Source organism: uncultured Tenacibaculum sp. (assembly GCF_947498805.1).
Classification (GTDB): Bacteria; Bacteroidota; Bacteroidia; order Flavobacteriales; family Flavobacteriaceae; genus Polaribacter.
This window is the reverse complement of sequence record NZ_CANMLT010000010.1, coordinates 1-21,973: the sequence shown is the minus strand read 5'-3', so window position 1 is coordinate 21,973 and position 21,973 is coordinate 1. Positions and strand designations below refer to the sequence as shown.

Here is a 21,973-nt window from a genome sequence, read left to right as displayed (position 1 = left end):
TGAAAGGCAAAGATGCAAATTATCCTATGAGGATTCGCTTAAATTTTAGCTAAAAATTCTAAGGTGTTTACCCCATCTGCATAATCCCAAAGTTTTGGATGCTGTGTTTGTCCGAAAGCAATTTCATTTTCAATAAAATCTTTAGAAACTACACATTGTATTTGCTCTCTTTCTTCCCAAAGTTTTATTTTTAAATCATCTGCATTATCATAATATTCATAAAAAATAGATGCAATAGGAGAGGCGTAACTATTATCTTCTTTGATCATTAAGAAACCATTTTCTAAAATGTCAAATTCGCTCATTAAATAAACCGCTTTGTTATAGTCATAATTATTAGCGTATTTAACATTATCAATAATTTCCTTTCGGTTATACATACCTCTAAAGAAATTATCAAAATCATAGTTCTTAGGAACAAATAATTTTGAAACAGAACGACAACCTAAACCAAAATAACGAAACACATCTTCACTTAAGTTCTTAAAATCTTCTTCTGTTTCATTTCCTGTTAAAATAGCAATAGAGTTTCTATTCTTTCGAATGATGCTTGGTTTATCTTTAAAGTAGTGTTCAAAATAACGAGCAGTGTTGTTACTTCCTGTAGCAATAACAGCATCAAAAGCTTCTAGTTTCCCTTCAGTAAAAACGATTTTACCTTTCAATTCAGAAGAAACATACTCTAAATATTTGGCTAAAAAAGGAAGTAAATGTTTATCGTTAGAAGATTGTTTTACAACTACAGAATGTCCAGCAATTAACACAGAAGTAAAGTCATGAAAACCAACTAGTGGAATGTTTCCAGCCATAATAATGGCTACATTCTTAGCCTCATTATTTCCCAAGGATTCATTTGCTACCCAAGAAGAAAGGTTAGAAAGTGTTAAAGCTTTTGACCAATTTTCTATTGAAAACAATAAGTTTTCTTTGGTAAACCATGTATTGTTCTCTTCTGCTAGTTTTAATTGATGTTTGAATCCATCAAAAAACAAATCATTATGCTCTATAGCATCTTTTTTTTCAATCTTCTCCTGAGAAAATTGACTTAAGAAATCACCTAACTTGACAAAAGCGTTTATTCTGCTCTGTGTTACCTCCATTTATTTTGGTTCTAAATTAAATTGGCGTTATTTTTGCGCTGCAAAGATACATAAACCGATATAGAAATACTATGGCAATTATAATAACTGACGAGTGTATAAATTGTGGAGCATGTGAACCAGAATGCCCAAATACTGCTATTTACGAAGGAGCAGATGAGTGGAAGTATGCAGATGGTACCGATTTAGAAGGAAATATAGTATTACCAAATGGAACAAACGCGAATGCAGAAGAAGAGCAAGAGCCAGTTTCTGATGAGATATACTACATTGTAGCTGATAAATGTACAGAGTGTAAAGGATTCCATGAAGAACCTCAGTGTGCGGCTGTATGTCCAGTAGACTGTTGTGTACCAGATGAAGATAATGTAGAAACGGATGAAGAGCTATTAGCGAAGCAACGTTTTATGCATAACGAATAATATATATATTCATTGAATAATAAAAAAACCGAGCAAATTGCTCGGTTTTTTTATTGGCGATTGTTTTTTATAATTTAAATCCTAGTCTTGCAAAGAAATAAGCACCATCAGAACCCATTTGAACAGAGTCAGCCAAACCACCTTGATCTGTCCATCCATCAAACTGAGGAGTAGGATATCTATTAAATATATTGTTTCCACCCATTGTAAACGTTAACTTATCAGTAAAGTTATAACTAAAACTTAGGTCAGCAGTAATAGCTCCTTCATATACATCTGTAGCGGTAGCAAATAAAGCTTCAGCTTCAGCAGCATTGGTAGGAGGAGAATCTACCCATTGAAAATCTTGTAATATAACTTCACTAAATCTCGTAAGAGAAAGGTTAACACCAAACTTCTTATAGTTATATCCTAAGTTCAATCCAAATTTATGATCTGGCGCGGCAGCTTTTAAATAAGCTTCTGAAAAAGGACTAAAGAAAGTATATCTGTTAAGGTTTCCGTTGTTGATTTTTTTAATTTCTAATTCATTAAAATTACCCGTTAAACCTGCTGTTATTTTATGATCTCCAAAAGATTTTTTATAGGTAAGAACAATATCTACCCCTTGATTCTTAGTGTCTACACCATTAGCAAAGAATTGAGCTGCATCTACACCTAAATTTAATCCAGATGCATCAAAGTTGTCGGTAAGTATAATACGATCATCTACTGTAATAGAATATGCATCAATGGTTGCAGTAAATCCGCCTACTTTATAAGTAAACCCTAAACTAGCATTAAATGCTGTTTCTTCTTTTAATTGACTAATACCAAACGCTTTGGTTACAGTACTATTGTTAGCTGATAAAAGAGATGGTACAGATGCTCCGTTTACGATGTTTGTGAATTTTAGATTGTAATATAATTGTGCTAAAGAAGGTGCTCTAAATCCAGAAGAAATAGAACCTCTAAAAGACAGATTATCGTTAACTTTATATCTTGAGGCTAGTTTGAAGTTAAAGGTACTTCCAAAATCACTGTAATTTTCAAAACGAACAGCAGCTCCTAATAATAGTTGTTTCGTAAAGTTAAATTCTGAGTCGAAATATAAACTAACATTTGTTCTGCTTCGATCTACTTCATTGTCTGGACTATACCCTGGGAATCCCTGAGAACCTCCCGATCTAGGGATTACATTTCCATTATCTAAAATAGGATTACCATTGGCATCTCTAAATATTACTAAGTCTGAAGCTGGTGTATTATTATTAACAGGTTCTCCATTGATGTCATAGGTAGCATATGAAGCTTCTTCTCCTGCGAATATGGTAAAGTTTTCTGTTCTAAACTCTAAACCAAAAGCTAAACTAATACCATCTAATTCATTCTCTAAGTATTTATTAAAGTCTAAACTAGTAGTATTTTGAGATAAATTATGTCCTCCAGCATTAAAGTCAGTAGGAGATGCATCTACCAAAGTAGCATTGTTGGTATCTTTTATATAATAGTGAAAGTTATTTTTACCATAGGTATTATTAAAGTCTAAAGTCCAACCATTATTTAGCTCATGTTTGATTCCAGCTGATACAGAGATATCTGTAATATTAGAAGTAATTCTTGGGGTAAAACCATTTGGATATAAACTGGCAACAGTTCTTTGATCTTCGTAAGCAGCACCTCTAGTAAAAGCATAGGCATCAGTATCTCTATAATTTCTTCCTCCAAAGGCGTAAACTTCTGTTTTATCTGAAATAGGTAAACTAGCATTAACCATAAAGTTGAATCCGTCTAAGGCAGCACTACCATATCCTTTTCTCCATGAAAATCCTGGTCTTAAGGTGCGTTCTCTAGATAGAAGTTCTGTGGTGAAGTTAACAAATCCACCGTTGTCATTTAATTTTACTCCGTAGTTCAAATCTAATTTAGTAGTTCCTCCGTCAAAACTTCTATCTCTACCATCAAGTCTATTTTTACCTTCAACATTATAAAGAGTTTCTCCAGTAGCTTCAGCCCATCCGTCACCAACAGCTGTGCTATACATTCCGTATCCAATACTACCTGAAACGCCGTCTGTATTATCTTTTAAAACAATATTTATAACACCGGCAATGGCATCAGAACCATATTGAGCGGAAGCTCCATCTCTTAGTACTTCAATTCTTTTAATAGCTGCGGCAGGTATAGCATTTAAATCGGTACCAGAATTTCCACGTCCTCTTGTACCAAAAATATTAACTAAAGAAGATTGATGTCTTCTTTTACCATTAATTAAAACAAGTGTTTGATCTGGTCCTAGACCACGTAATGAGGCAGGTACTATATGATCTGCACCGTCTGATCCAGATTGTCTTGTAGCATTAAAAGAAGGTGCAGCATATTGTAAAATGTCGTTAACTTCTACCTTTCCATTTATGGTAGCTAATTCTTGAACATCAATTACATCAATTGGTACAGCCGTGTCTAAAGCAGTTCTTTTAGGGTTTCTAGATCCAACGATAACTACTTCATCAAGTTCAAGACCTTCTTGGAGCGTTATAGCAAAGTTTGTTTTTCCATTAACAGGAATCTCTTGAGTGTCAAATCCTGCAAAGCTAATTACTAAAATAGCATTCTCATTCACCGTTAGATTAAATGCTCCGTTTAAGTCGGAGTTGGTGCCATTGGTTGTTCCTTTTTCAATAATATTTGCGCCTGGTAATGCTTGGTTATTAGCATCTTTAATAGTACCAGTAATTTTAGTTTGTGAAAAAATAAAACTACTATATACCAATGCGAAAAGTAATAATGTAAGTTTTTTCATGTGTAAGTTTTTGGTTAGTATAAAAAGTTTGGATTAAAAAATATTATTCATACGCAATAAGACTATTTAAAGAAGTTAATACTCTTTTATTTTGATTTTTATAAATATACAATTTTTCTAAAAGGAAGTAAATTTAGTTTAATTGTTTTGTTATGAGTAAGTTATTTATGATGTTATAATAGAAAATAGGAGCTAAGAATCTCGAGTATAAAAATCATAAACATGGTACGAGTCTTCATTTAAGAAAGCCTTTTTAGGAGGTAAACAAAAAGTAAAAAACGCCTTAACATTTGTATTGTTAAGACGTTCTAAACGAAACATTAATTCAAACTATAAATTGTGTTTTCTAGAATTGAACATTAACACCAATACTAAAATTGGTACCTAATTGTCCTAATTGTTGTACTTCTGATGAATAAATAAACCTAGAACCAGCTTGAGCAGTGTTTGTTGAAGCTAATGTTACATCTGGATATACATCAAAAATGTTGTTTATGTTTCCATTGATACTAACCTTATCTGTAATCTTGTATACTAACCCTAGGTCAGTTGATATTTTTGCTGATAAAGGTTGGTCAATTCCACCAGACTCTGGAGCAGTGACAATTACTTCTCCAAAACGTGTATTATTTAAAGTTACATCCCATTTTTCACCTACATAGGTAAGTCCTAAAATATACTTAGATTTTGGACGAGAATTTGTAATTAAACCTTGTTCTTGTCTATCAAATATATTGTAACCAGAATTAGCTAACACGGTTGGAGTTGCAATAGCATCAATAGTAGTTTTGTTAAAATTGGCAGCTAAACTTGCATTTATTTTTCCGTTACCAAACTCAAATAAATTTCTATAGTTTAAAACAATATCTCCACCAACGGTTTTTGTATCACCGGCGTTGATAAAAAATTGTACTGCGGTTACATTATTGTCTTCTAGTATTTGTTCTACAGGATTGGTTGTTGTGTTGTCTCCATCAGAACCAATTTGAGAAGAAAATAAGACTCTGTCAGATACTTTAATTTGATAGAAATCTACAGAAGCAGAAAAATCTTTATTAAATTTATATGTAATTCCAGCAGAGATGTTTTTTGAAATCTCATGAGTTAATTTAGGTACACCTAATGCTTGTACCGCAGGATTATTATTTGCTAATGTACCTTGTAATAAAGGCTCAGAAGATCCTGCAACAATAATATATTGACTTAATGTAATATGTGTTTGGTGTAGAGTAGGAGCTCTAAATCCAGTACTGTATGAAGCTCTAATAGCTCCTTTATCTCCAATTTTATATCGTCCATTAACTTTCCAAGAGAAGTTATCACCTGCATCTGTAAAATCTTCGTATCTCAATGCAGCACCTAATAAAAAGTCTTTGGTAATGTCGTAGTCTACTTGTCCGTACATAGCAAAGTTACTTCTACTCCAAAATCCAGCTTCTTCTGGCTTGATACCTGCAAAAGAATCTGAATTTCCTGGCACACCTGAAGCGATTACTGCAGGATCACTAGATAAATAGTATGAAAAAGGATCTCCTTCAAAAGCTCTATAACTTTCTCTTTTGTATTCAATACCAGTAGCAACACTAACTTGTTCTGATAAAATTCCAGAAATATCTAAGTTTCCAATAACATTGGTAAGTCTATAACCTCCTGGCTTAAATGTTCTAGGTGAAGTACCATGATCAGCTAAATATTGTCTGTTTACCGAATTGTTTACAGTATAAAATACATCATTAGATCCAAAGGTAACACTACCATCTGCTTTCCATTTATCACTTAAATCATATTTAATTCCGGCTGAATTTATATGATCATTAATTTCTGTTTCAAATGTAGGTTGGTATCCATCGAAATTATCTGGATTTCCAGTAATAAAGTTTGCATTTGCTACATCATTTCTCCAATATGGAGCTCTATAGTAAGCAAAACTTTTTCCTGTTCTCGTTGTATATCCATGAAAAGAATATAATAAAGCATTGTCTCCTAACGGATGCTCTAGGTTTACAAATAAATCTGCTTTTTCCATTTCGGGCTGACCAACGGTCATTTTAGCAGTTGGATTTGCTGCTAACCATGCAATATCTCTTGGAGTAGTCCCTACATCAGTAACTTTACCAGCTCTATTGGTAATGTCTTGTTTAAAATAACCTAAAGTTACATTTACAAAACCACCTTCACCAAAATCAAAAGCGGTATTATAATCGGCAGAAAAATTAAATCCATCTTTTTCAGAAGTAATACCTGCTTTAGAAGTAAACGTAGAGTGTTTAACGTTTTTCTTTAAGATGATGTTTAAAACTCCTGCAATAGCATCAGAACCATATTGAGCAGAAGCACCATCTCTAAGTACTTCAATACGTTCAATAGCAGCAGTTGGAATACTTTTAAGGTCAACACCAACTTCTCCTTTTCCTGGAGTACGATTTAAATATACCTGAGCACTTTGATTTTTACGTTTACCATTAATAAGAACTAAGGTTCTACTTGGACCTAAACCTCTTAAATCAGCTGGATCGTAATGGGCAGTCGCATCTGAAATAGCTTGGTTTTGAGAATTGAAAGATGGAACTTTAAACACTAACATCCTATCAAAAGTTGGTTTACCACTGCTTTGTAGATCTGCAATATCAATATTGTCAATTGGTACTGGTGAATCTAAAATAGTTCTTGGTTTAGCCCTGTTTCCAGTAATTACTACTTCTTCAAGTTGTAATCCTTCTTTAAGTACAATAGCAAAGTTTGTTTTTCCATTTACAGGAATTTCCTGCGTATCAAATCCCGCAAAACTGATCACTAAGATTGCATCTTCTTTAACAGTCAAACTAAATTCACCATTAAAATCGGTATTGGTACCATTTGTGGTACCTTTTTCGATAACATTTGCACCGGGTAGTGCTTCGTTGTTACTATCTTTTACAGTTCCTGATATGTTGGTTTGTGCAAGCATAAAACCACTACAAAGAACTGAAAAAATGAACAATGTAAGTTTTTTCATAAGTAAGTATTAAATTAGTAATAAGAAGGCTTTAATCCCTTCGTTGTATATTACCAATAAGAAAGTGTTTGAAGTTGTATACTCATTTATTTTTATTTTTTTTAGAAAAAAACAAATAAGTGTGTAGTTTTTTAACTAAAAAGTATAATTAATCCCAAAGTTAAAGTTAGCACCTAACTGTCCTAGTTGCTGTACTTCTGAAGAATACATAAAACGATTTGCAGCTTGGTTGGTGTTTGTAGATCTTAAAGTTTTATCTGGGTAAACATCAAAAATATTATTTAGACTTGTATGTAGTTGGATGTGTTTAGAAAACTTATAGATGATACCTACGTCTGTAGCTATTTTTGAAGACAAATCCTGATCGATTCCCCCAGATTCTGGTGCTGTAATAGTAACTTGACCAAAGCGGGTATTATTAAATAAAATATCCCATTTATCGCAGTTGTAGTTAATTCCCAACAGTATTTTTGATTTAGGTCTGGAGTTGGTAATTAACCCTCTTTCCTGTCGATCAAAAATATTATATCCATTCTCTGCTAATTTTTGCGGGGTTTTGACAGATTTGAATGTAGTTTCATTAATATTTGAAGCAAAACTAAAATTTAGTTTTCCTTTACCTAGAGGAATATTTTTGTAATTAACAATTATATCAGCACCGGTGGTTCTAGTATCTCCAGCATTGATAAAAAACTGCATTGCATTTACATTATTATCTATTAAGATTTGTTCAACAGAATCAGAACCATCAAGAACTCCATCGATACTAGCTATTTGAGAAGAAAATAAGACTCTGTCATGTATTTTAATTTGATAAAAATCGAGAGAAGCGGAAAACTTAGAGTTAAATTTATAAGTGATTCCAGCAGATAGGTTTTCAGAAGTTTCTGCAAACAGACCAGAAACGCCCAATTCTGCTGAAATAACATCGTTTGCTAAGGTTCTTTGAAGAAGTGGTGTAGGAGAGTTTCCAACAGGAATGTACTGGCTGTTGGTTAAATATCTTTGATGTAAAGAAGGTGCTCTAAAACCTGTATTGTACGATGCTCTAAGTACACCTTGGTCACCTAGTTTGTATCGACTGTTTATTTTCCAGGAGAAATTACTTCCAAAATCTGAAAAATGTTCATATCTACCAGCAAAACCAATTAAAAAATTTTTGCTAGTGTCATAATCAAGTTGGGCATAACCCGCAATATTGCTCCTAGACCATGTACCTGCTTCACTAGGTTTAATACCAGCAAATGAATCTGAACCTCTTTTGTAATAAGAGAATGGATCTCCTTGAGTACTTGTAAAGAATTCTTTTTTGTACTCAATCCCCGAAGCAAAACTTATTTTTTTTGAAAGAATTCCATTGAAATCAAGGTTACCTATTAGGTTTCTCAACATATACCCGCCTGGTTTAAATAATCTGGGAGAGCTTCCGTGATCAAGTAAATAATCAATATTCACTGAGTTGTCTACAGTGTATTCAATACTATTTAACCCGTGCGTAATACTTATATCTGCTTTAAGATCATTTTTTATTTGGAAATTAACTCCAAGAACATTGGTGAAATCCTTGATTTTTGATTCGAAAGTAGGTCGGTAACCTATAAACTCATCAGGATCCGACAAAAAACCTGAATTACCAACATTGTCTTGTCTCCAATATGGAGCTCTATAGTATGCAAAGCTTTTTCCGTTTTTTAAATTAAAACCATGAAAGGAATAAAGGGTTTTGTTTTGACCAATTGGTTGTTCAAGATTTACGAATAAATCTTTTTTGATCATATTTGGTTGTCCAACAATCATTCCTAAGTCTGGATTCTCTTGTGCCCAAGATACCCAGTGGTCTAAAGGAGTGTCTGGAAGATCAGAAATACCTGGAGTACCCGCTCTATTTGTATGTTTTTGGTTGAAATAACTTAATGTTAAGTTGATAATTCCTTTATTCTTTAAGTTGAAAGAACGATTGAAATCTATAGAATAATTCAATCCATCACCTTGAGAAGTTATTCCTGTAATGGCATTAAAAGTAGTGCTTGAAGTATTTTTTTTCAAGATAATATTTAGTACTCCAGCTATGGCATCTGACCCATATTGAGCAGAGGCTCCATCTCTTAAAACTTCAATTCTCTCAATAGCTGCTATAGGAATACTATTTAAATCAATACCTACTTCACCTTTTCCTGGAGTACGGTTTAAGTATACTTGAGCACTCTTGTTTTTTCTTTTCCCATTGATTAATACTAGCATTCTACTAGGACCTAATGCTCTAATGTCTGAAGGATCATAATGAGCAGTAGCGTCGGAAATAGCTTGATTTTGTGAGTTAAAAGATGGTACTGTAAACGTAAGCATCCTATCTAGGGTGATTTTTCCACTGTTTCTTAGTTCTTTTATATTAAAGTTATCTACAGGAACTGGAGAGTTTAATATCGTTCGAGGTTTAGCTCTGTTTCCTGTAATTAACACTTCATTTAATGAAAGTTCTAAGGGACGGGTAAGTACTTGTTGTTTTTTTGGAGATAAGGAAGGTTGTTTCGTTTTTTGATCGGAATACATTACAAAATAATTATTTCCTAAATCATCGAACGAGTAAGAAGTCTTTTTTTCTATGATAGAAAGGCTTTCTTCAAGAGAAGTATTTTTAAAAAGAGCAGCATTTATAAATTTTCCTTGTAAAAGTGTTGAGTTATAGGTAAAAAATACCTTGTGTTTTTTACTAAGCTCCTCTAATAGTTTAACTAATTTAATATTGTTCTTTTTCTTTTGGGAAAAAGAGGGTTCAACATGTATGAATAATACCGCTAAGAAAATAATAAATATGCGCGCGTATTTTTTATACATCTATCTATTAAAAGTATAATTAATTAAATTTTACAAATTGTAAATCAGTAATTTATTGCCTTCTTTTTCAATTTTGATATTAGCAGATTTTTGAATAGCCTGGATGCAGATATCGATATTAGTGGTAGGAATAGTACCGGTAATAAATATATTCTTATCAAAATTAGTGTTGTAAATAACTTTATACCCGTAGGTTTCGGTTACTTTGTCCATAGCTTCTTCTAAGGGTAAATTAGAAAATATCAATTTTCCATCTTTCCATGAGGTTTTATTAATAGGAGAAATATATTCTTTATCCTCAAGAATTCTATTTTCTTTAAAAGAATACGAAATATAATTTCCTGGAATCATTTTTCTTGTACTACCATTTTTAAGAGCCAACCATATATTTCCTTCTTGTAAATATACTTGTGTCTTTTCTTTTCTAGTATTTACATTAAAAACAGTTCCATAAACCTCTACGTCTAAATCATTGGTCATTACCCAAAATTTAGCATTCGTACTATGTTTTTTATCTACCTCAAAAAATGCTTCTCCGTTTAACCATACTTTTCGTGGATTGTTTCTTGAATAGCGAATAGAAGAATTTGCATTTAAAGTAACAGTACTACCGTCTTGTAATTTTAGGTCTAAGGTTTCACCAAAACCAGTATTGTGTACAATATGATCATTTTTTGAAAATAAGTAAAAACTTAATATTGAGACTAAAATAAAAGACGCGGCAATTCCTGCCCATTGAGCTAATTTATTTTTACGAGTCTTTTCGTTTTTTTGATGTTCTTTACTATCTATTTTAGCAGAAAGTTTATCCCACGCAAAATCTATTTTCTCTTTGGAAATTAAATAAGGATGAAACTTTATACCTAATATGATGTCTTTAGCTTCAAGCGCTAAAAATTTTTTATCGGGGTTATTCTCTATCCAATTTTCCCAAAACGTTGCATCTGAAAGCTTTTGGTTTCTTGCCCAGTTTTTAAAAGAATCATCTTCTAGAAAATCAGATATGGTATTAAATTTTTTATTGGTCATTTTAATGTAAATAAGAGGGCTTGTAATGTATAAAGTATTAAAAACTAAATTTATACTCTTTACCTCAGAACAAATTTATGAATTAAGTAATTGAAAAACCATAGCATCTTCCCTTAAATTTTTAATGGCTCTATGTAGCGTGTTTACTACACTTTGGTAGTTGATATCCATAGTTTTAGAAATCTCTGTTGTATTAAGATTACAATAATATCTTAAAAAGATTACCTCTCTTTGTCTTTTAGGGAGTTTATTTAACAATGCAGATAGATTTTTATTTTGAAATGATTTAGCTTCTTGAGTCGTAATTATTTCTTCTGGAGTGAATTGAATGTCTACCAAGTTTTCATTCAAATCTCTTACCATTCTATGTTTTTGTTTCTTTTGTAACATTTTAATGATAAATCTTCTATATGAAGAAAACAAATAGGGAGCAATAGTATCTAAATCACTGAGGTTTTGTCTGTGTTCATATATATAAATAAAAAAATCCTGAAGAGAATCTTCAGTTAATACAGTGTTTTTTGAAATTTTCAATCCATAGGAAAAAAGACGTGCATAGAAAGTTTTAAATAAAACTTCGAATGCTTCTTTATTTCCTTCTTTTAAGGATTTCCATACGAGTTTATCAGACAAGTTTTTCATAAAGAAAAATTTTCTCAACGTATTATTACGCTAATTTTGACCGAAAAGTTAGTAAAAAAAAGTTAAAAGGACTTTTATGTAATAAAGTTAAGTCTATAAAATCAAATGAAAACGACTATATTTGCACTCGCAAAATTTTCAATAAAAGAATTATAATGAAAGCTGGAATTGTAGGATTACCAAATGTAGGGAAATCAACTTTATTTAACTGTTTGTCTAACGCTAAGGCACAGAGTGCTAATTTTCCATTTTGTACAATCGAACCTAATTTAGGTGTTGTAAATGTACCAGATTCAAGATTAGAGAAATTAGAAGAACTAGTAGATCCTGAAAAGGTGATTCCAGCAACAGTAGAAATTGTTGATATTGCTGGTTTAGTTAGAGGGGCAAGTAAAGGAGAAGGATTAGGAAATCAGTTTTTAGCAAATATTAGAGAAACAGATGCAATCTTACATGTATTACGTTGTTTTGATAACGATAATATTGTACACGTAGATGGTTCTGTAGATCCAATTAGAGATAAAGAGACTATTGATATAGAACTTCAATTAAAAGATTTAGAAGCTGTAGAAAAGCGTTTAGAAAAGGTAAAAAGAGCTGCTAAAACTGGAAGTAAAGAAGCAAAGTTAGAATTAGAAATTCTAGAAAATATTCAAGCTACTTTATTAGAAGGGAGATCTGTTCGTACAATTGAATTTTCTGAAAAAGAAGAGGAGTTAGTAAAATCGATGCAATTTATTACTGCCAAGCCAGTATTATATGTATGTAATGTAGATGAGTCTTCTGCGAAAGATGGAAATGCATATGTAGAGAAAGTACGTGAGGCTGTAAAAGATGAAGATGCTGAAATTATAGTATTAGCAGTAGGTACTGAAGCAGATATTGCTGAATTAGATGATTATGAAGAGCGTCAAATGTTCTTATCTGATATTGGTTTAGAAGAACCAGGAGTATCACGTTTAATTCGTTCAGCTTATACCTTATTAGATTTACAAACATATTTTACAGCGGGTGTAAAAGAGGTTAGAGCTTGGACAATCCCTGTAGGGTCAACCGCACCACAGGCTGCTGGAGTTATTCATACAGATTTTGAAAAAGGATTTATCCGTGCTGAGACTATTAGTTATGCAGATTATGTTGAATATGGAAGCGAGGCTAAAGTAAAAGAAGCTGGTAAAGTAAGAGTAGAAGGTAAGGAGTATGTTGTAGCTGATGGAGATGTAATGCACTTCAGGTTCAACGTATAACAAAATACTTAAAGATATTCTAAAACTCCATGGAAATAGTTCCATGGAGTTTTTGTATTTTAGGGCTTCAAATTTCTAGAACAATGCAAATAGAAAAATCAACATTTCAATTTTTAAAAGACTTAAGCGAAAACAATAACAGAGATTGGTTTACAGACAATAAAAGTGACTTTACCAATGCACAAAACAATGCAAAAGCATTTTATGCAGCTATTCAAGATAACTTGAATGCTCACGATGAAATTGATAAGTTTAAGTTGTTTAGAATTTATAGAGATGTTCGATTTTCAAAAGATAAAACTCCTTATAAAACACATTTCGGTGGTTCATTTCATAGAAAGAAACCAGAATTAAGAGGAGGCTATTATTTGCATATCGCTCCAGGAGATAGTTTTTTAGCAGGTGGGTTTTGGGAACCTAATAAAGAAGATTTGTTTAGAATTCGTAAAGAATTTGAAATGGATGCTTCTGAGGTTAGAGAAATTTTAGCTGAAGAAAACTATGTAAAACATTTTGGAGGGGTATTCGAAGGAGAAGAACTAAAAACTGCACCTAAAGGATTCGATAAAACACATCCAGATATTGACCTAATACGTAAAAAGGGATACATCGCAATGAAGCGGTTTTCAGATAAGGAAGTGTTAGCAAAAGACTTTTTATCAAATGTAGATGAAGCCTTTGTAGCATTACGCCCTTTCTTTAATTATATGAGTGATGTACTTACCACAAATTTAAATGGAGAATCACTAATTTAGTTGGTAGGATCTGAATCAGGATCGTCTTTATCACTTTGTGTAATTTTAGCCATATTTACTATAATTCCCGATGAATCAATGGTTGCAGTTATTTGTAGTTCTGCAAACTCAGTAGGAAGTATAGAGATGGAAGTTAAATCCCAAGTATTTGTTGCTGTACTATAGGTAGTTCCAGAAGTACTGGTATAACTAACAAAAGTTAAACCACTAGGTAACGCATCTTCAACATTAATTCCTGTACCACAAAGAGGACCCGCATTGTTAACTCTGATGGTATAGGTAATATTATCACCTACTTTTGGTAAAGCATTACTAACTCTTTTGGTTAATTTTAAATCGGCAGTACCATCTTCTGCGCCAATAGTAGCACCAATAGTACCACAAGAACTTTTGGCTACAGCCATAAAATCTATATGGAAATTATGCCCTCCGCGTACTGTAACTCTATCGAAATTACAATAGTTACGATTGTTAGGCATGGTTGAAGAAACCAAGCCTCCAATAGCATTTCTATTATCATCATATAACTGTGCAGTAACCGTATTTGAAGAACAACATCTTGTTAATTCTGTTCTAAACCAAGTGTCAATAGGTTGATTTCTGTTGGGTCTATTTGCGTTATTTCCACTACCATTGGTTCTAGCTTCAAGACCAAAAACACGATTTCCACCTCGAGCATCTCTATTAATATTGTATCCATTAAATCCAGAGTTTTCAACTCCATATCTGTTTAATCCGCAACTAGCATTATTACCAGTGGTTGTTCTTACTTCTCGAGTAATTAATCGAAAGTTTGTAATAGTTTGCCCTATAGATTTCCATCCTCCATTTGGATCACAGTTAGTAATTTTTGACAATGTAGAACTTCCTAATGTGGTGGTAGCGCTTACGGCTCCTGAACCATATGCATTCCATCCTGCTGTAGAAGTCATATCATCATAAAAAATAAAAGTATTAGTTGCGTTACTTGTATTAGAGGAAGTACAACCATCATAATACATATATATCGTTTTGGTGCCATTTGGAATGGAAGGAATGTTTACCCAAACGGTTGCATCATCACTGGCTGTAAACTCTTCAATCCAAAAAGAGATTTCGGTAGCACCATCAGAATCTGTAAAACGAATATCAGAAAAATCCGTACTCATCCCAGTAACAAAACTCACATCAAGCATTATTTGATAATCTGTTTCAGCAGAAGTAGAAGTAATGGTAATAGGCCTTCGTTTATCGCAATCGCATAGAGCAGCACTCGCATTAAAAACTGCAGAAATTCTATCATTTTCAATAGCAATAGTATTTAAATCCTTGTTAGAAAAGGAATAAGGTATAGAAGTTTTTGGAGTAAAATTTAACAATGCCAAAAACACAAACGATAGGAGGACATACGTTTTTTTTATCATAGTAATTGTACAATAATCATTAATTAACAGATAAGTAGCAGTTAGTTAGTACACTAAGAATGTTAATTAAGATATTAATTCCGAGGACTACTAAATTAAGCTTTTCCTTTAAAACACGAAAAAATAAAAGAATATAAATTACTAAGGAATGCCTAAGTTAGATTTTTAGCAATTTCCTTTTTTAAATAAATGTAAGTAACTAAGGTAGATAGTATATCAGCAATAGGAAAAGACATCCATACACCATTTACACCAAAAAACTTAGGTAGAATATAAACTAAAGGGATTAAGAAGAATCCTTGTTTTAATAAAGTTAATAGTAAGGCGGGTAAAGCTTTTCCTGCGGCTTGAAAATAAGCAGAACCAATAAGTTGTGTAGTAATTACAGGTGTTGCTAAAAAAGCAATAATCAATGCATTTGGAGTTAAGCTTAATAACTCTTGGTCATTGGTAAATACACTTACCAATTCAGAAGGGAAAAGCATGATCACAATAAAAATAAATGTGGCCACTCCAGTTCCGAACAAAATAGAAGTTTTAATCGTTTCCTTAACACGAATGGCATCCTGTGCACCATAATTATAACCGGCAATAGGTAAGAAGCCTTGAGTAACACCAAGAACAGGGAACAATGCAAACATCATTACTCTATTAATAATACCATATACGGCAATTGATATTTCTCCACCATATTTAAACAATGTATAATTAAGTACAATAATAAGTAAACTAATAGTTCCTTGGCGAATTACGGTAATTCCTCCTAATGAAATGATTTCTTTTACTATAGAAAGATTCAATTTAAAATACTCTGGAACAATTTTTAACTCGGTGTTTTTAGATAAGAAAAACCATAATACAAATAATCCACTTACCGCATAAGAAATGGAAGTTGCTAGTCCAGCACCAAACATTCCCAAGTCCATAAACTTAATAAAGATAATATCTAGAATTATATTAGCAATCGCGGGTAAAATCAAGGTAAACATAGCATAATTGGGTTTACCAACAGCTCTAATAACAGGATTCCCCATCATAGCAAAAGCCAAAAACGGAACTCCCCAAATAATTACATGAAAATACTCGGTAGCGGGATCTAAAATTTGTCCATTTGCTCCAAATAATCGTAGTAAAGGAGCACAAAAATATTCTCCAACAAGAATAAAAAGGAAAGCTAGTATAACAGTAAGACTTATTTGGTTCCCAAAAACTTCAAAAGCCTTTTTAATTTCATTTCGACCAAATGCTCTGGAGATAATAGAACTTCCTCCAATACCAATTCCCATTCCTACAGAAGAAATGAAAAAAGCAATAGGTAAAACTACTGTAATTGCAGCGATGGCAAGAACACCAATCCATTTACCAACAAAAATGGTATCTACAATCATATTCATAGACATCACAAGGATACCGATTGAAGCAGGAATTGCTTGTTTGAGTAAAAGTTTACTTATTTTTTCGGTTCCAAATTTGTTAGTCAAAGTCTTATTGGTTTATTGTTGCATTCGAATATCTAAAAATATTATCAGCTACAATAAAAACACTGTTAGTTTTAAGTAATAATTAACACCAATCGTTGTAAGTTTGTTAAATGAATATTTTTGAAAAGAAGCATAAAGTAGTTTTAGAAGAAATAGATGAATACAATCATGTGAATAATGTAGTTTATGTGCAATGGATTCAAGATGTAGCCGATGCGCATTGGAAATTGTTAATCAAAGATGTACCTAAACCTGACTATGTATGGTTTGTTGTTCGACATGAAATAGATTATAAAGGACAAGCAAAATTAGATGATGAAGTAACTATTACTACTTGGGTTGGTAAAACAGAAGGTGTTAAATCGGTCAGGCATGTTGAAATTAAGAAGGGAACAAGCTTATTAGTGAAATCAGAAACTACCTTTTGTTTATTAGATGGAAATACTCAAAGACCAAGAAGAATAACAAAAGAGGTAACTAATTTATTATTACCAAAGAATAAGCAATAACTTTGCAACCTTAAAAGAACGGTATGACAACATTTAAAACCTTAGGGGTTAAAAAAGAATATATAAAAGGCTTAAAAGAATTAGGTATTGTTACTCCAACAGAAATTCAACAGGAAGTAATACCATATCTATTACAAAACAATACTGATTTTATTGGGTTGGCACAAACAGGAACAGGTAAAACTGCTGCATACGGATTACCTATTTTAGATAAAATAAACACCTCTAAAAATGGAGTTCAAGCATTGATTTTATCACCTACCAGAGAATTAGTTCAACAAATTAAAAAGCAACTATTTAAATATACGAAGTATGTAGATGATAGAATTTTTGTAGAAGCAGTATATGGAGGTGAAAAAATAGACAGACAAATAAAAAATCTAAAAAGAACAACGCATATAATTGTAGCCACTCCGGGAAGATTGATTGATTTAATTGAAAGAGGAGAGGTAGATATAAAACAATTAAAAACATTAGTTTTAGACGAAGCAGATGAGATGTTAAGTATGGGGTTTAAGGAAGAATTAAACCGTATATTAAAATATACTTCTGGAGAAAGAAAAACATGGTTGTTTTCTGCAACAATGCCAAACGAAATACGAAGTATCATTAAAAAATACATGAATGCTTCTGCTAAACAAGTTGAAATAGATAAAAATACCTTGGTAAATGCAAATATTTCACATCAGTTTATTCAAACAACTATAGGAGAAAAAACAGATGTAATTGTAGCCTTTTTAGAAAAAAGAAATCATGAAAGGGGAATTGTATTTACAAGAACCAAAGCTGGAGCTCAAAAATTAACTAAAGAATTAAAAGCAGAAGGATTTTCTGCAGAAGCTTTAGAAGGAGATATGCAGCAAAAGGAAAGAGACAAGGTAATGAGAGCTTTTAAAAAAGAAAACTTACAAGTTTTAGTCTCTACGGATGTTTCTGCTAGAGGAATTGATGTACAAAATTTAGGTTTTGTAGTACATCATCAGCTTCCAGAAAAAATGGAATATTATACGCATAGAAGTGGAAGAACTGCTAGAGCAGGTAAAAAAGGAACTTCATTGGTGTTAATTTTGCAAAATGAAAGACAACGAATTGTAGAAGTAGAAAGAGATTTACAAATACAAATTTCAGAAATACATATGTAATGAGTATTATTTATGCTATTGACATTGCGGGAACCTTTGCTTTCGCTATTAGTGGAGCTCTGGTAGCATTAAAAAAAGACTTTGATGTTTTTGGTGTAATTATTATCGCTTTTGTTACAGCAGTAGGAGGAGGGATGTTAAGAGATGTATTAATTAATGCACATCCTATCAATTGGATTGGAGATATTAACTATATCTGGACAATCTTAACAGCTGTAATAATAACCTTTCTTTTTAGAAGTAAAATTGCACCTTTACGTAAAACAATGTTTTTATTTGATACCATTGGTATTAGTGTGTTTACTTTATTAGGATTACAAAAAGGCTTAAACTTTAACTTACATCCATTTATAGCATTAATTATGGGAATGGTATCTGCGGTATTCGGAGGAGTAATAAGAGATGTTTTAACAAGAAAAGTTCCATTAATATTTAAAAAGGAAATTTATGCTTCGGCATGTTTATCTGGAGGAGTGGTATACTTGTTATTAAGTAAGTTAAAAATTAATGCAGATGTTCAATTTATTCTTTCTGCAGCTATCATCATTTTAATACGAACGATTGCTGTAAAATATGAATTGGAATTACCGAGAATAAAAAGAGATATATTTAAAAAATAGAGCGCGTATTAACGCGCTCTTGTTTTTTTATGAAAGCCATCCTTTTTCGATACTCTTTTTAGAATACAGGAGTAAAAATACTCCGATAATAATGACCATAATAGGCATAATCATACCACCTGGTCCATACACCTCCGAAGCTTTACTCATAAAAAGGTTGTACGTCATTTGAACGATAATAGCTATTAAAGAAATTAAAAAAAGAAGTTTAGCTGTTTTCTTTCTTAAAAGTAAAAGGATACAACCAAGTGCACCTCCAAAAACAGCAATAGCAAAAGCTGCCGTTACCCAAGCAGGTACGTTTTCGTATAAAGCACGTTCTGCTTCTGGTAGAGCTGCAAGCATTTCATCGGTCATGTAAGCCTGACCAATATATGCCATAACTCCCATAGCATTCCATATTAACGCAAAAATACCGATTACCCAAAACAACGTAGTTGGTTTGTTAGATTCTGAAGACATAAGAATAGTTTTTAAGTTAGTTACAGCTAAAAGTACAGATTGTATTAGTAAAAACAAAATTTTGGAACAGCATTAAGCTGTTTCAAAATCTATATAATCTTAAAATACTGTTAAACTGATAAGATTACTGTAACTAAGAAGAGTTATGAACGTCTTATAAGTGATTGCTTAACAAATAAGTTGGTGATTAGTTAGTTTTTAATAGTTGATTGAAGAAGGCTTGAAAGAATATTTCAAGCCTTTTTTTCTAGTTATTAGTTACTTAATTAAGTGAATTTTCAATTTGATAAACTGTTAAAAAAGCACTATTTTCGCACCCTGAATAACAAAAGTAATTATGGTTAAAGATTTATTTGAGAGAATTAAAGGAGATAAGGGGCCGTTAGGTAAATGGGCAGATAAAGCAGAAGGATATTATGTGTTTCCTAAATTAGAAGGACCAATATCTAACCGTATGCAGTTCAATGGTAAGTCGGTAATTACTTGGAGTATAAACGATTACTTAGGATTAGCAAATCATCCAGAAGTGTTAAAAGTAGACGGAGAATCTGCCGCTACAGATGGTATGGCATATCCAATGGGAGCAAGAATGATGTCTGGTCATACCAAATATCATGAGCAGTTAGAAAGAGAATGCGCTGAGTTCGTAGGAAAAGAAGCTTCTTATTTGGTAAACTTTGGTTATCAAGGAATGGTATCAGCAATTGATGCTTTAGTATCTAAAGATGATATTATTGTTTATGATATGGATACTCATGCTTGTATTATTGATGGAGTACGTTTACACGCAGGAAAAAGATTTGTATATCGTCATAATGATATTGAAAGTTGCGAGAAAAACTTAAAAAGAGCAACTAAAATGGCTGAGAAAACTGGAGGAGGAATTTTATTAGTTTCTGAAGGTGTTTTCGGTATGAGAGGAGAGCAAGGACGTTTAGCAGAAATCGTTGCTTTAAAAGAAAAATACAACTTTAGATTATTAGTTGATGATGCACATGGTTTCGGAACTCTTGGAGAAGGAGGTAGAGGAACTGGTTTTGAGCAAGGAGTTCAAGATGGAATTGATGTGTATTTTGCAACGTTTGCAAAATCTATGGCGGGTATCGGAGCATTTTTTGCTGGAGATGCAGATGTAGTTCAATATTTACAATATAACATGCGTTCGCAAATGTTTGCAAAGTCTTTACCAATGCCAATGGTAAAGGGAGCATTAAAACGTTTAGACTTAATGCGTACGCAACCTGAATTAAAAGACAAGTTATGGGAAGTAACGAATGCTTTACAATCTGGGTTAAGAGAAGCAGGTTTTGATTTAGGAACAACACAAACTTGTATTACTCCAGTATATTTAAAAGGAGAAATTCCAGAAGCAATGGCAATGGTGCAAGATTTACGTGAAAACCACGGAGTATTCTGTTCTATAGTTGTATATCCTGTAATACCAAAAGGATTAATCATTTTAAGATTAATACCAACAGCAAGACATAATATGGATGATGTAAAAGAAACAATTGAAGCTTTTACAGCCATTAGAGAAAAACTTGAAAACGGTACATATAAGAAACTTGCCGAAGCAATAATGGCAGAGTAATTATAAAATTAACTTTAAAAACTCATGAATTAACTTTCATGAGTTTTTTGTTTATAAGAATATGCTATTTTTGGAATCCTTTTTGATGTATTAAACTATGAAGAAAATTCTTTTACTTCTTATAATAATAGCTCCGTATTTTTTACAAGCTCAAATTAAAGACTCATTGCCAAGTTTTGACGATGAGTATTATTTGGTAAAAAGAGGAGATTCTTTAATGATAGAATTACCTGAAGTTGAAGTATTGCCAAAACATAAATTTTCGAATAGAAATGATATACATTATTACTATTGGTTTAAGAAAAAAGTGTTCAAAGCATATCCATATGCAATTTTAGCATCGAAAAGAATAGATAGTCTTAGACTACGACTGTCAAAAATACCTTCAAAGAGTAAAAGAAGGAAATACACAAAAAAAATTCAAAAATACTTAGAAAGCGAATTAACAGATCAGTTAAAGAAAATGACGAGAACTGAGGGTAGGGTATTGATTAAGTTAATTCATCGCCAAACAGGAAAGACTGCTTTTGATAATATTAAAGAATTTAGAAGTGGTTGGAAAGCATTTTGGTATAATGCGACAGCCAATTTGTTTAAGCTATCTTTAAAGACGGAGTATAAACCATCGGAAGAAAATGAAGACTATTTAATAGAAGATATATTGCAAAGAGCATATATTAATGAAGAATTAGAGTTTCAAAAACCAAAATTAGAGATTGAATCTATTGCCATATTACAAAAAGAAAAGGGGAGAGTGAATGTTGAAGAGTATAAAAAGATGTTTGCTAAAATGAGGAAGAAACGAGATAGAAAGAAAAAGAAATCAAAATAACTATATAAGTTCAAAAATATTTTAAGCTTGTTGTTGTTGGTTTTTAGGGAGTTACTTTTTTGTTTAGAAAAAAGGTTTAAAAAGGTGTTGCGGGATTAAAAAAAGGTCGTATGTTTGCACCCGCAA

At 32.2% G+C, this 21,973-nt stretch carries 17 protein-coding genes; 8 read left to right on the top strand and 9 right to left on the bottom strand.

Annotated elements, in window-relative coordinates:
• Nucleotides 1–38: 38 nt before the first annotated feature.
• Nucleotides 39–1,100: an acyl-CoA reductase gene (locus tag Q0873_RS16730; protein WP_299109529.1), complete on the bottom strand. Its 1,062-nt coding sequence runs from the start codon at nt 1,098–1,100 to the stop codon at nt 39–41.
• Between the two features lie 71 nt (nt 1,101–1,171).
• Between Q0873_RS16730 and Q0873_RS16725 the strand changes: the two genes are divergently transcribed.
• On the top strand, nt 1,172–1,522 hold the full coding sequence (locus Q0873_RS16725; RefSeq protein ID WP_299109527.1) for a 4Fe-4S dicluster domain-containing protein: 351 nt from the start codon (nt 1,172–1,174) through the stop codon (nt 1,520–1,522).
• A 67-nt stretch (nt 1,523–1,589) separates the two neighbouring features.
• Here Q0873_RS16725 and Q0873_RS16720 read toward each other — a convergent pair whose 3' ends face one another.
• From Q0873_RS16720 to Q0873_RS16700, 5 genes are all read right to left on the bottom strand, one after another.
• The gene (locus Q0873_RS16720; RefSeq protein ID WP_299109524.1) at nt 1,590–4,304 is read right to left on the bottom strand and encodes a TonB-dependent receptor; all 2,715 of its coding nucleotides are present in this window, start codon (nt 4,302–4,304) and stop codon (nt 1,590–1,592) included.
• Between the two features lie 346 nt (nt 4,305–4,650).
• The gene (locus tag Q0873_RS16715) at nt 4,651–7,299 is read right to left on the bottom strand and encodes a TonB-dependent receptor (protein ID WP_299109521.1); all 2,649 of its coding nucleotides are present in this window, start codon (nt 7,297–7,299) and stop codon (nt 4,651–4,653) included.
• A 135-nt stretch (nt 7,300–7,434) separates the two neighbouring features.
• On the bottom strand, nt 7,435–10,134 hold the full coding sequence (locus tag Q0873_RS16710) for a TonB-dependent receptor (RefSeq protein ID WP_299109518.1): 2,700 nt from the start codon (nt 10,132–10,134) through the stop codon (nt 7,435–7,437).
• Nucleotides 10,135–10,164: 30 nt separating this feature from the next.
• Complete coding sequence (locus Q0873_RS16705) at nt 10,165–11,163, bottom strand: FecR domain-containing protein (protein WP_299109515.1); 999 nt, start codon at nt 11,161–11,163, stop codon at nt 10,165–10,167.
• 75 nt (nt 11,164–11,238) lie between these two features.
• Entirely contained in the window at nt 11,239–11,805 is a 567-nt protein-coding gene (locus Q0873_RS16700) for a sigma-70 family RNA polymerase sigma factor (protein ID WP_299109512.1), read from the bottom strand.
• Between the two features lie 155 nt (nt 11,806–11,960).
• On the opposite strand from Q0873_RS16700, the gene ychF reads away from it, so the two are divergent.
• Both ychF and Q0873_RS16690 read left to right on the top strand, forming a co-directional pair.
• Nucleotides 11,961–13,052, top strand: a complete 1,092-nt coding sequence (gene ychF, locus Q0873_RS16695) for a redox-regulated ATPase YchF (protein WP_299109509.1) — start codon at nt 11,961–11,963, stop codon at nt 13,050–13,052.
• A gap of 83 nt (nt 13,053–13,135) precedes the next feature.
• Entirely contained in the window at nt 13,136–13,807 is a 672-nt protein-coding gene (locus tag Q0873_RS16690) for a DUF2461 domain-containing protein (protein WP_299109758.1), read from the top strand.
• Here Q0873_RS16690 and Q0873_RS16685 read toward each other — a convergent pair.
• Together Q0873_RS16685 and Q0873_RS16680 are read right to left on the bottom strand one after the other, a co-directional pair.
• Complete coding sequence (locus Q0873_RS16685) at nt 13,804–15,210, bottom strand: DUF2341 domain-containing protein (protein ID WP_299109506.1); 1,407 nt, start codon at nt 15,208–15,210, stop codon at nt 13,804–13,806. The genes Q0873_RS16690 and Q0873_RS16685 overlap by 4 nt on opposite strands.
• A 152-nt stretch (nt 15,211–15,362) precedes the next feature.
• Nucleotides 15,363–16,691 (bottom strand): MATE family efflux transporter, encoded by a 1,329-nt coding sequence (locus tag Q0873_RS16680; RefSeq protein WP_299109503.1) that lies wholly within the window; start codon nt 16,689–16,691, stop codon nt 15,363–15,365.
• A gap of 110 nt (nt 16,692–16,801) precedes the next feature.
• Here Q0873_RS16680 and Q0873_RS16675 point away from each other — a divergent pair, with 110 nt between their 5' ends.
• Genes Q0873_RS16675 through Q0873_RS16665 form a run of 3 tightly spaced genes read left to right on the top strand, consistent with a single transcriptional unit; the run spans nt 16,802 to nt 18,962 of the window.
• Nucleotides 16,802–17,200 carry a thioesterase family protein gene (locus Q0873_RS16675; RefSeq protein WP_299109500.1) on the top strand — a complete coding sequence of 133 codons (399 nt, stop codon included), beginning with the start codon at nt 16,802–16,804 and terminating at the stop codon, nt 17,198–17,200.
• A 23-nt stretch (nt 17,201–17,223) separates the two neighbouring features.
• A complete protein-coding gene (locus Q0873_RS16670) occupies nt 17,224–18,342 on the top strand; it encodes a DEAD/DEAH box helicase (RefSeq protein ID WP_299109497.1) in 1,119 nt (372 codons plus the stop codon).
• A complete protein-coding gene (locus tag Q0873_RS16665; protein WP_299109494.1) occupies nt 18,342–18,962 on the top strand; it encodes a trimeric intracellular cation channel family protein in 621 nt (206 codons plus the stop codon). The genes Q0873_RS16670 and Q0873_RS16665 overlap by 1 nt, the downstream gene beginning before the upstream one ends.
• Before the next feature lie 27 nt (nt 18,963–18,989).
• Here the strand turns inward: Q0873_RS16665 and Q0873_RS16660 are convergent, their stop codons facing one another.
• Nucleotides 18,990–19,424 carry a hypothetical protein gene (locus Q0873_RS16660; RefSeq protein WP_299109490.1) on the bottom strand — a complete coding sequence of 145 codons (435 nt, stop codon included), beginning with the start codon at nt 19,422–19,424 and terminating at the stop codon, nt 18,990–18,992.
• 337 nt (nt 19,425–19,761) lie between these two features.
• Here Q0873_RS16660 and Q0873_RS16655 point away from each other — a divergent pair, with 337 nt between their 5' ends.
• Both Q0873_RS16655 and Q0873_RS16650 read left to right on the top strand, forming a co-directional pair.
• Nucleotides 19,762–21,015: an aminotransferase class I/II-fold pyridoxal phosphate-dependent enzyme gene (locus Q0873_RS16655; protein ID WP_299109487.1), complete on the top strand. Its 1,254-nt coding sequence runs from the start codon at nt 19,762–19,764 to the stop codon at nt 21,013–21,015.
• A gap of 97 nt (nt 21,016–21,112) precedes the next feature.
• Complete coding sequence (locus Q0873_RS16650) at nt 21,113–21,847, top strand: DUF4294 domain-containing protein (RefSeq protein WP_299109484.1); 735 nt, start codon at nt 21,113–21,115, stop codon at nt 21,845–21,847.
• The last annotated feature ends 126 nt before the right edge of the window (nt 21,848–21,973 follow it).

Coding starts and splice junctions, on each gene's coding strand:
- Q0873_RS16730 (WP_299109529.1), bottom strand. CDS start 1,100: ATGGAGGTAACACAGAGCAGAATAAACGCTTTTGTCAAGTTAGGTGAT.
- Q0873_RS16725 (WP_299109527.1), top strand. CDS start 1,172: ATGGCAATTATAATAACTGACGAGTGTATAAATTGTGGAGCATGTGAA.
- Q0873_RS16720 (WP_299109524.1), bottom strand. CDS start 4,304: ATGAAAAAACTTACATTATTACTTTTCGCATTGGTATATAGTAGTTTT.
- Q0873_RS16715 (WP_299109521.1), bottom strand. CDS start 7,299: ATGAAAAAACTTACATTGTTCATTTTTTCAGTTCTTTGTAGTGGTTTT.
- Q0873_RS16710 (WP_299109518.1), bottom strand. CDS start 10,134: ATGTATAAAAAATACGCGCGCATATTTATTATTTTCTTAGCGGTATTA.
- Q0873_RS16705 (WP_299109515.1), bottom strand. CDS start 11,163: ATGACCAATAAAAAATTTAATACCATATCTGATTTTCTAGAAGATGAT.
- Q0873_RS16700 (WP_299109512.1), bottom strand. CDS start 11,805: ATGAAAAACTTGTCTGATAAACTCGTATGGAAATCCTTAAAAGAAGGA.
- ychF (WP_299109509.1), top strand. CDS start 11,961: ATGAAAGCTGGAATTGTAGGATTACCAAATGTAGGGAAATCAACTTTA.
- Q0873_RS16690 (WP_299109758.1), top strand. CDS start 13,136: ATGCAAATAGAAAAATCAACATTTCAATTTTTAAAAGACTTAAGCGAA.
- Q0873_RS16685 (WP_299109506.1), bottom strand. CDS start 15,210: ATGATAAAAAAAACGTATGTCCTCCTATCGTTTGTGTTTTTGGCATTG.
- Q0873_RS16675 (WP_299109500.1), top strand. CDS start 16,802: ATGAATATTTTTGAAAAGAAGCATAAAGTAGTTTTAGAAGAAATAGAT.
- Q0873_RS16670 (WP_299109497.1), top strand. CDS start 17,224: ATGACAACATTTAAAACCTTAGGGGTTAAAAAAGAATATATAAAAGGC.
- Q0873_RS16665 (WP_299109494.1), top strand. CDS start 18,342: ATGAGTATTATTTATGCTATTGACATTGCGGGAACCTTTGCTTTCGCT.
- Q0873_RS16660 (WP_299109490.1), bottom strand. CDS start 19,424: ATGTCTTCAGAATCTAACAAACCAACTACGTTGTTTTGGGTAATCGGT.
- Q0873_RS16655 (WP_299109487.1), top strand. CDS start 19,762: ATGGTTAAAGATTTATTTGAGAGAATTAAAGGAGATAAGGGGCCGTTA.
- Q0873_RS16650 (WP_299109484.1), top strand. CDS start 21,113: ATGAAGAAAATTCTTTTACTTCTTATAATAATAGCTCCGTATTTTTTA.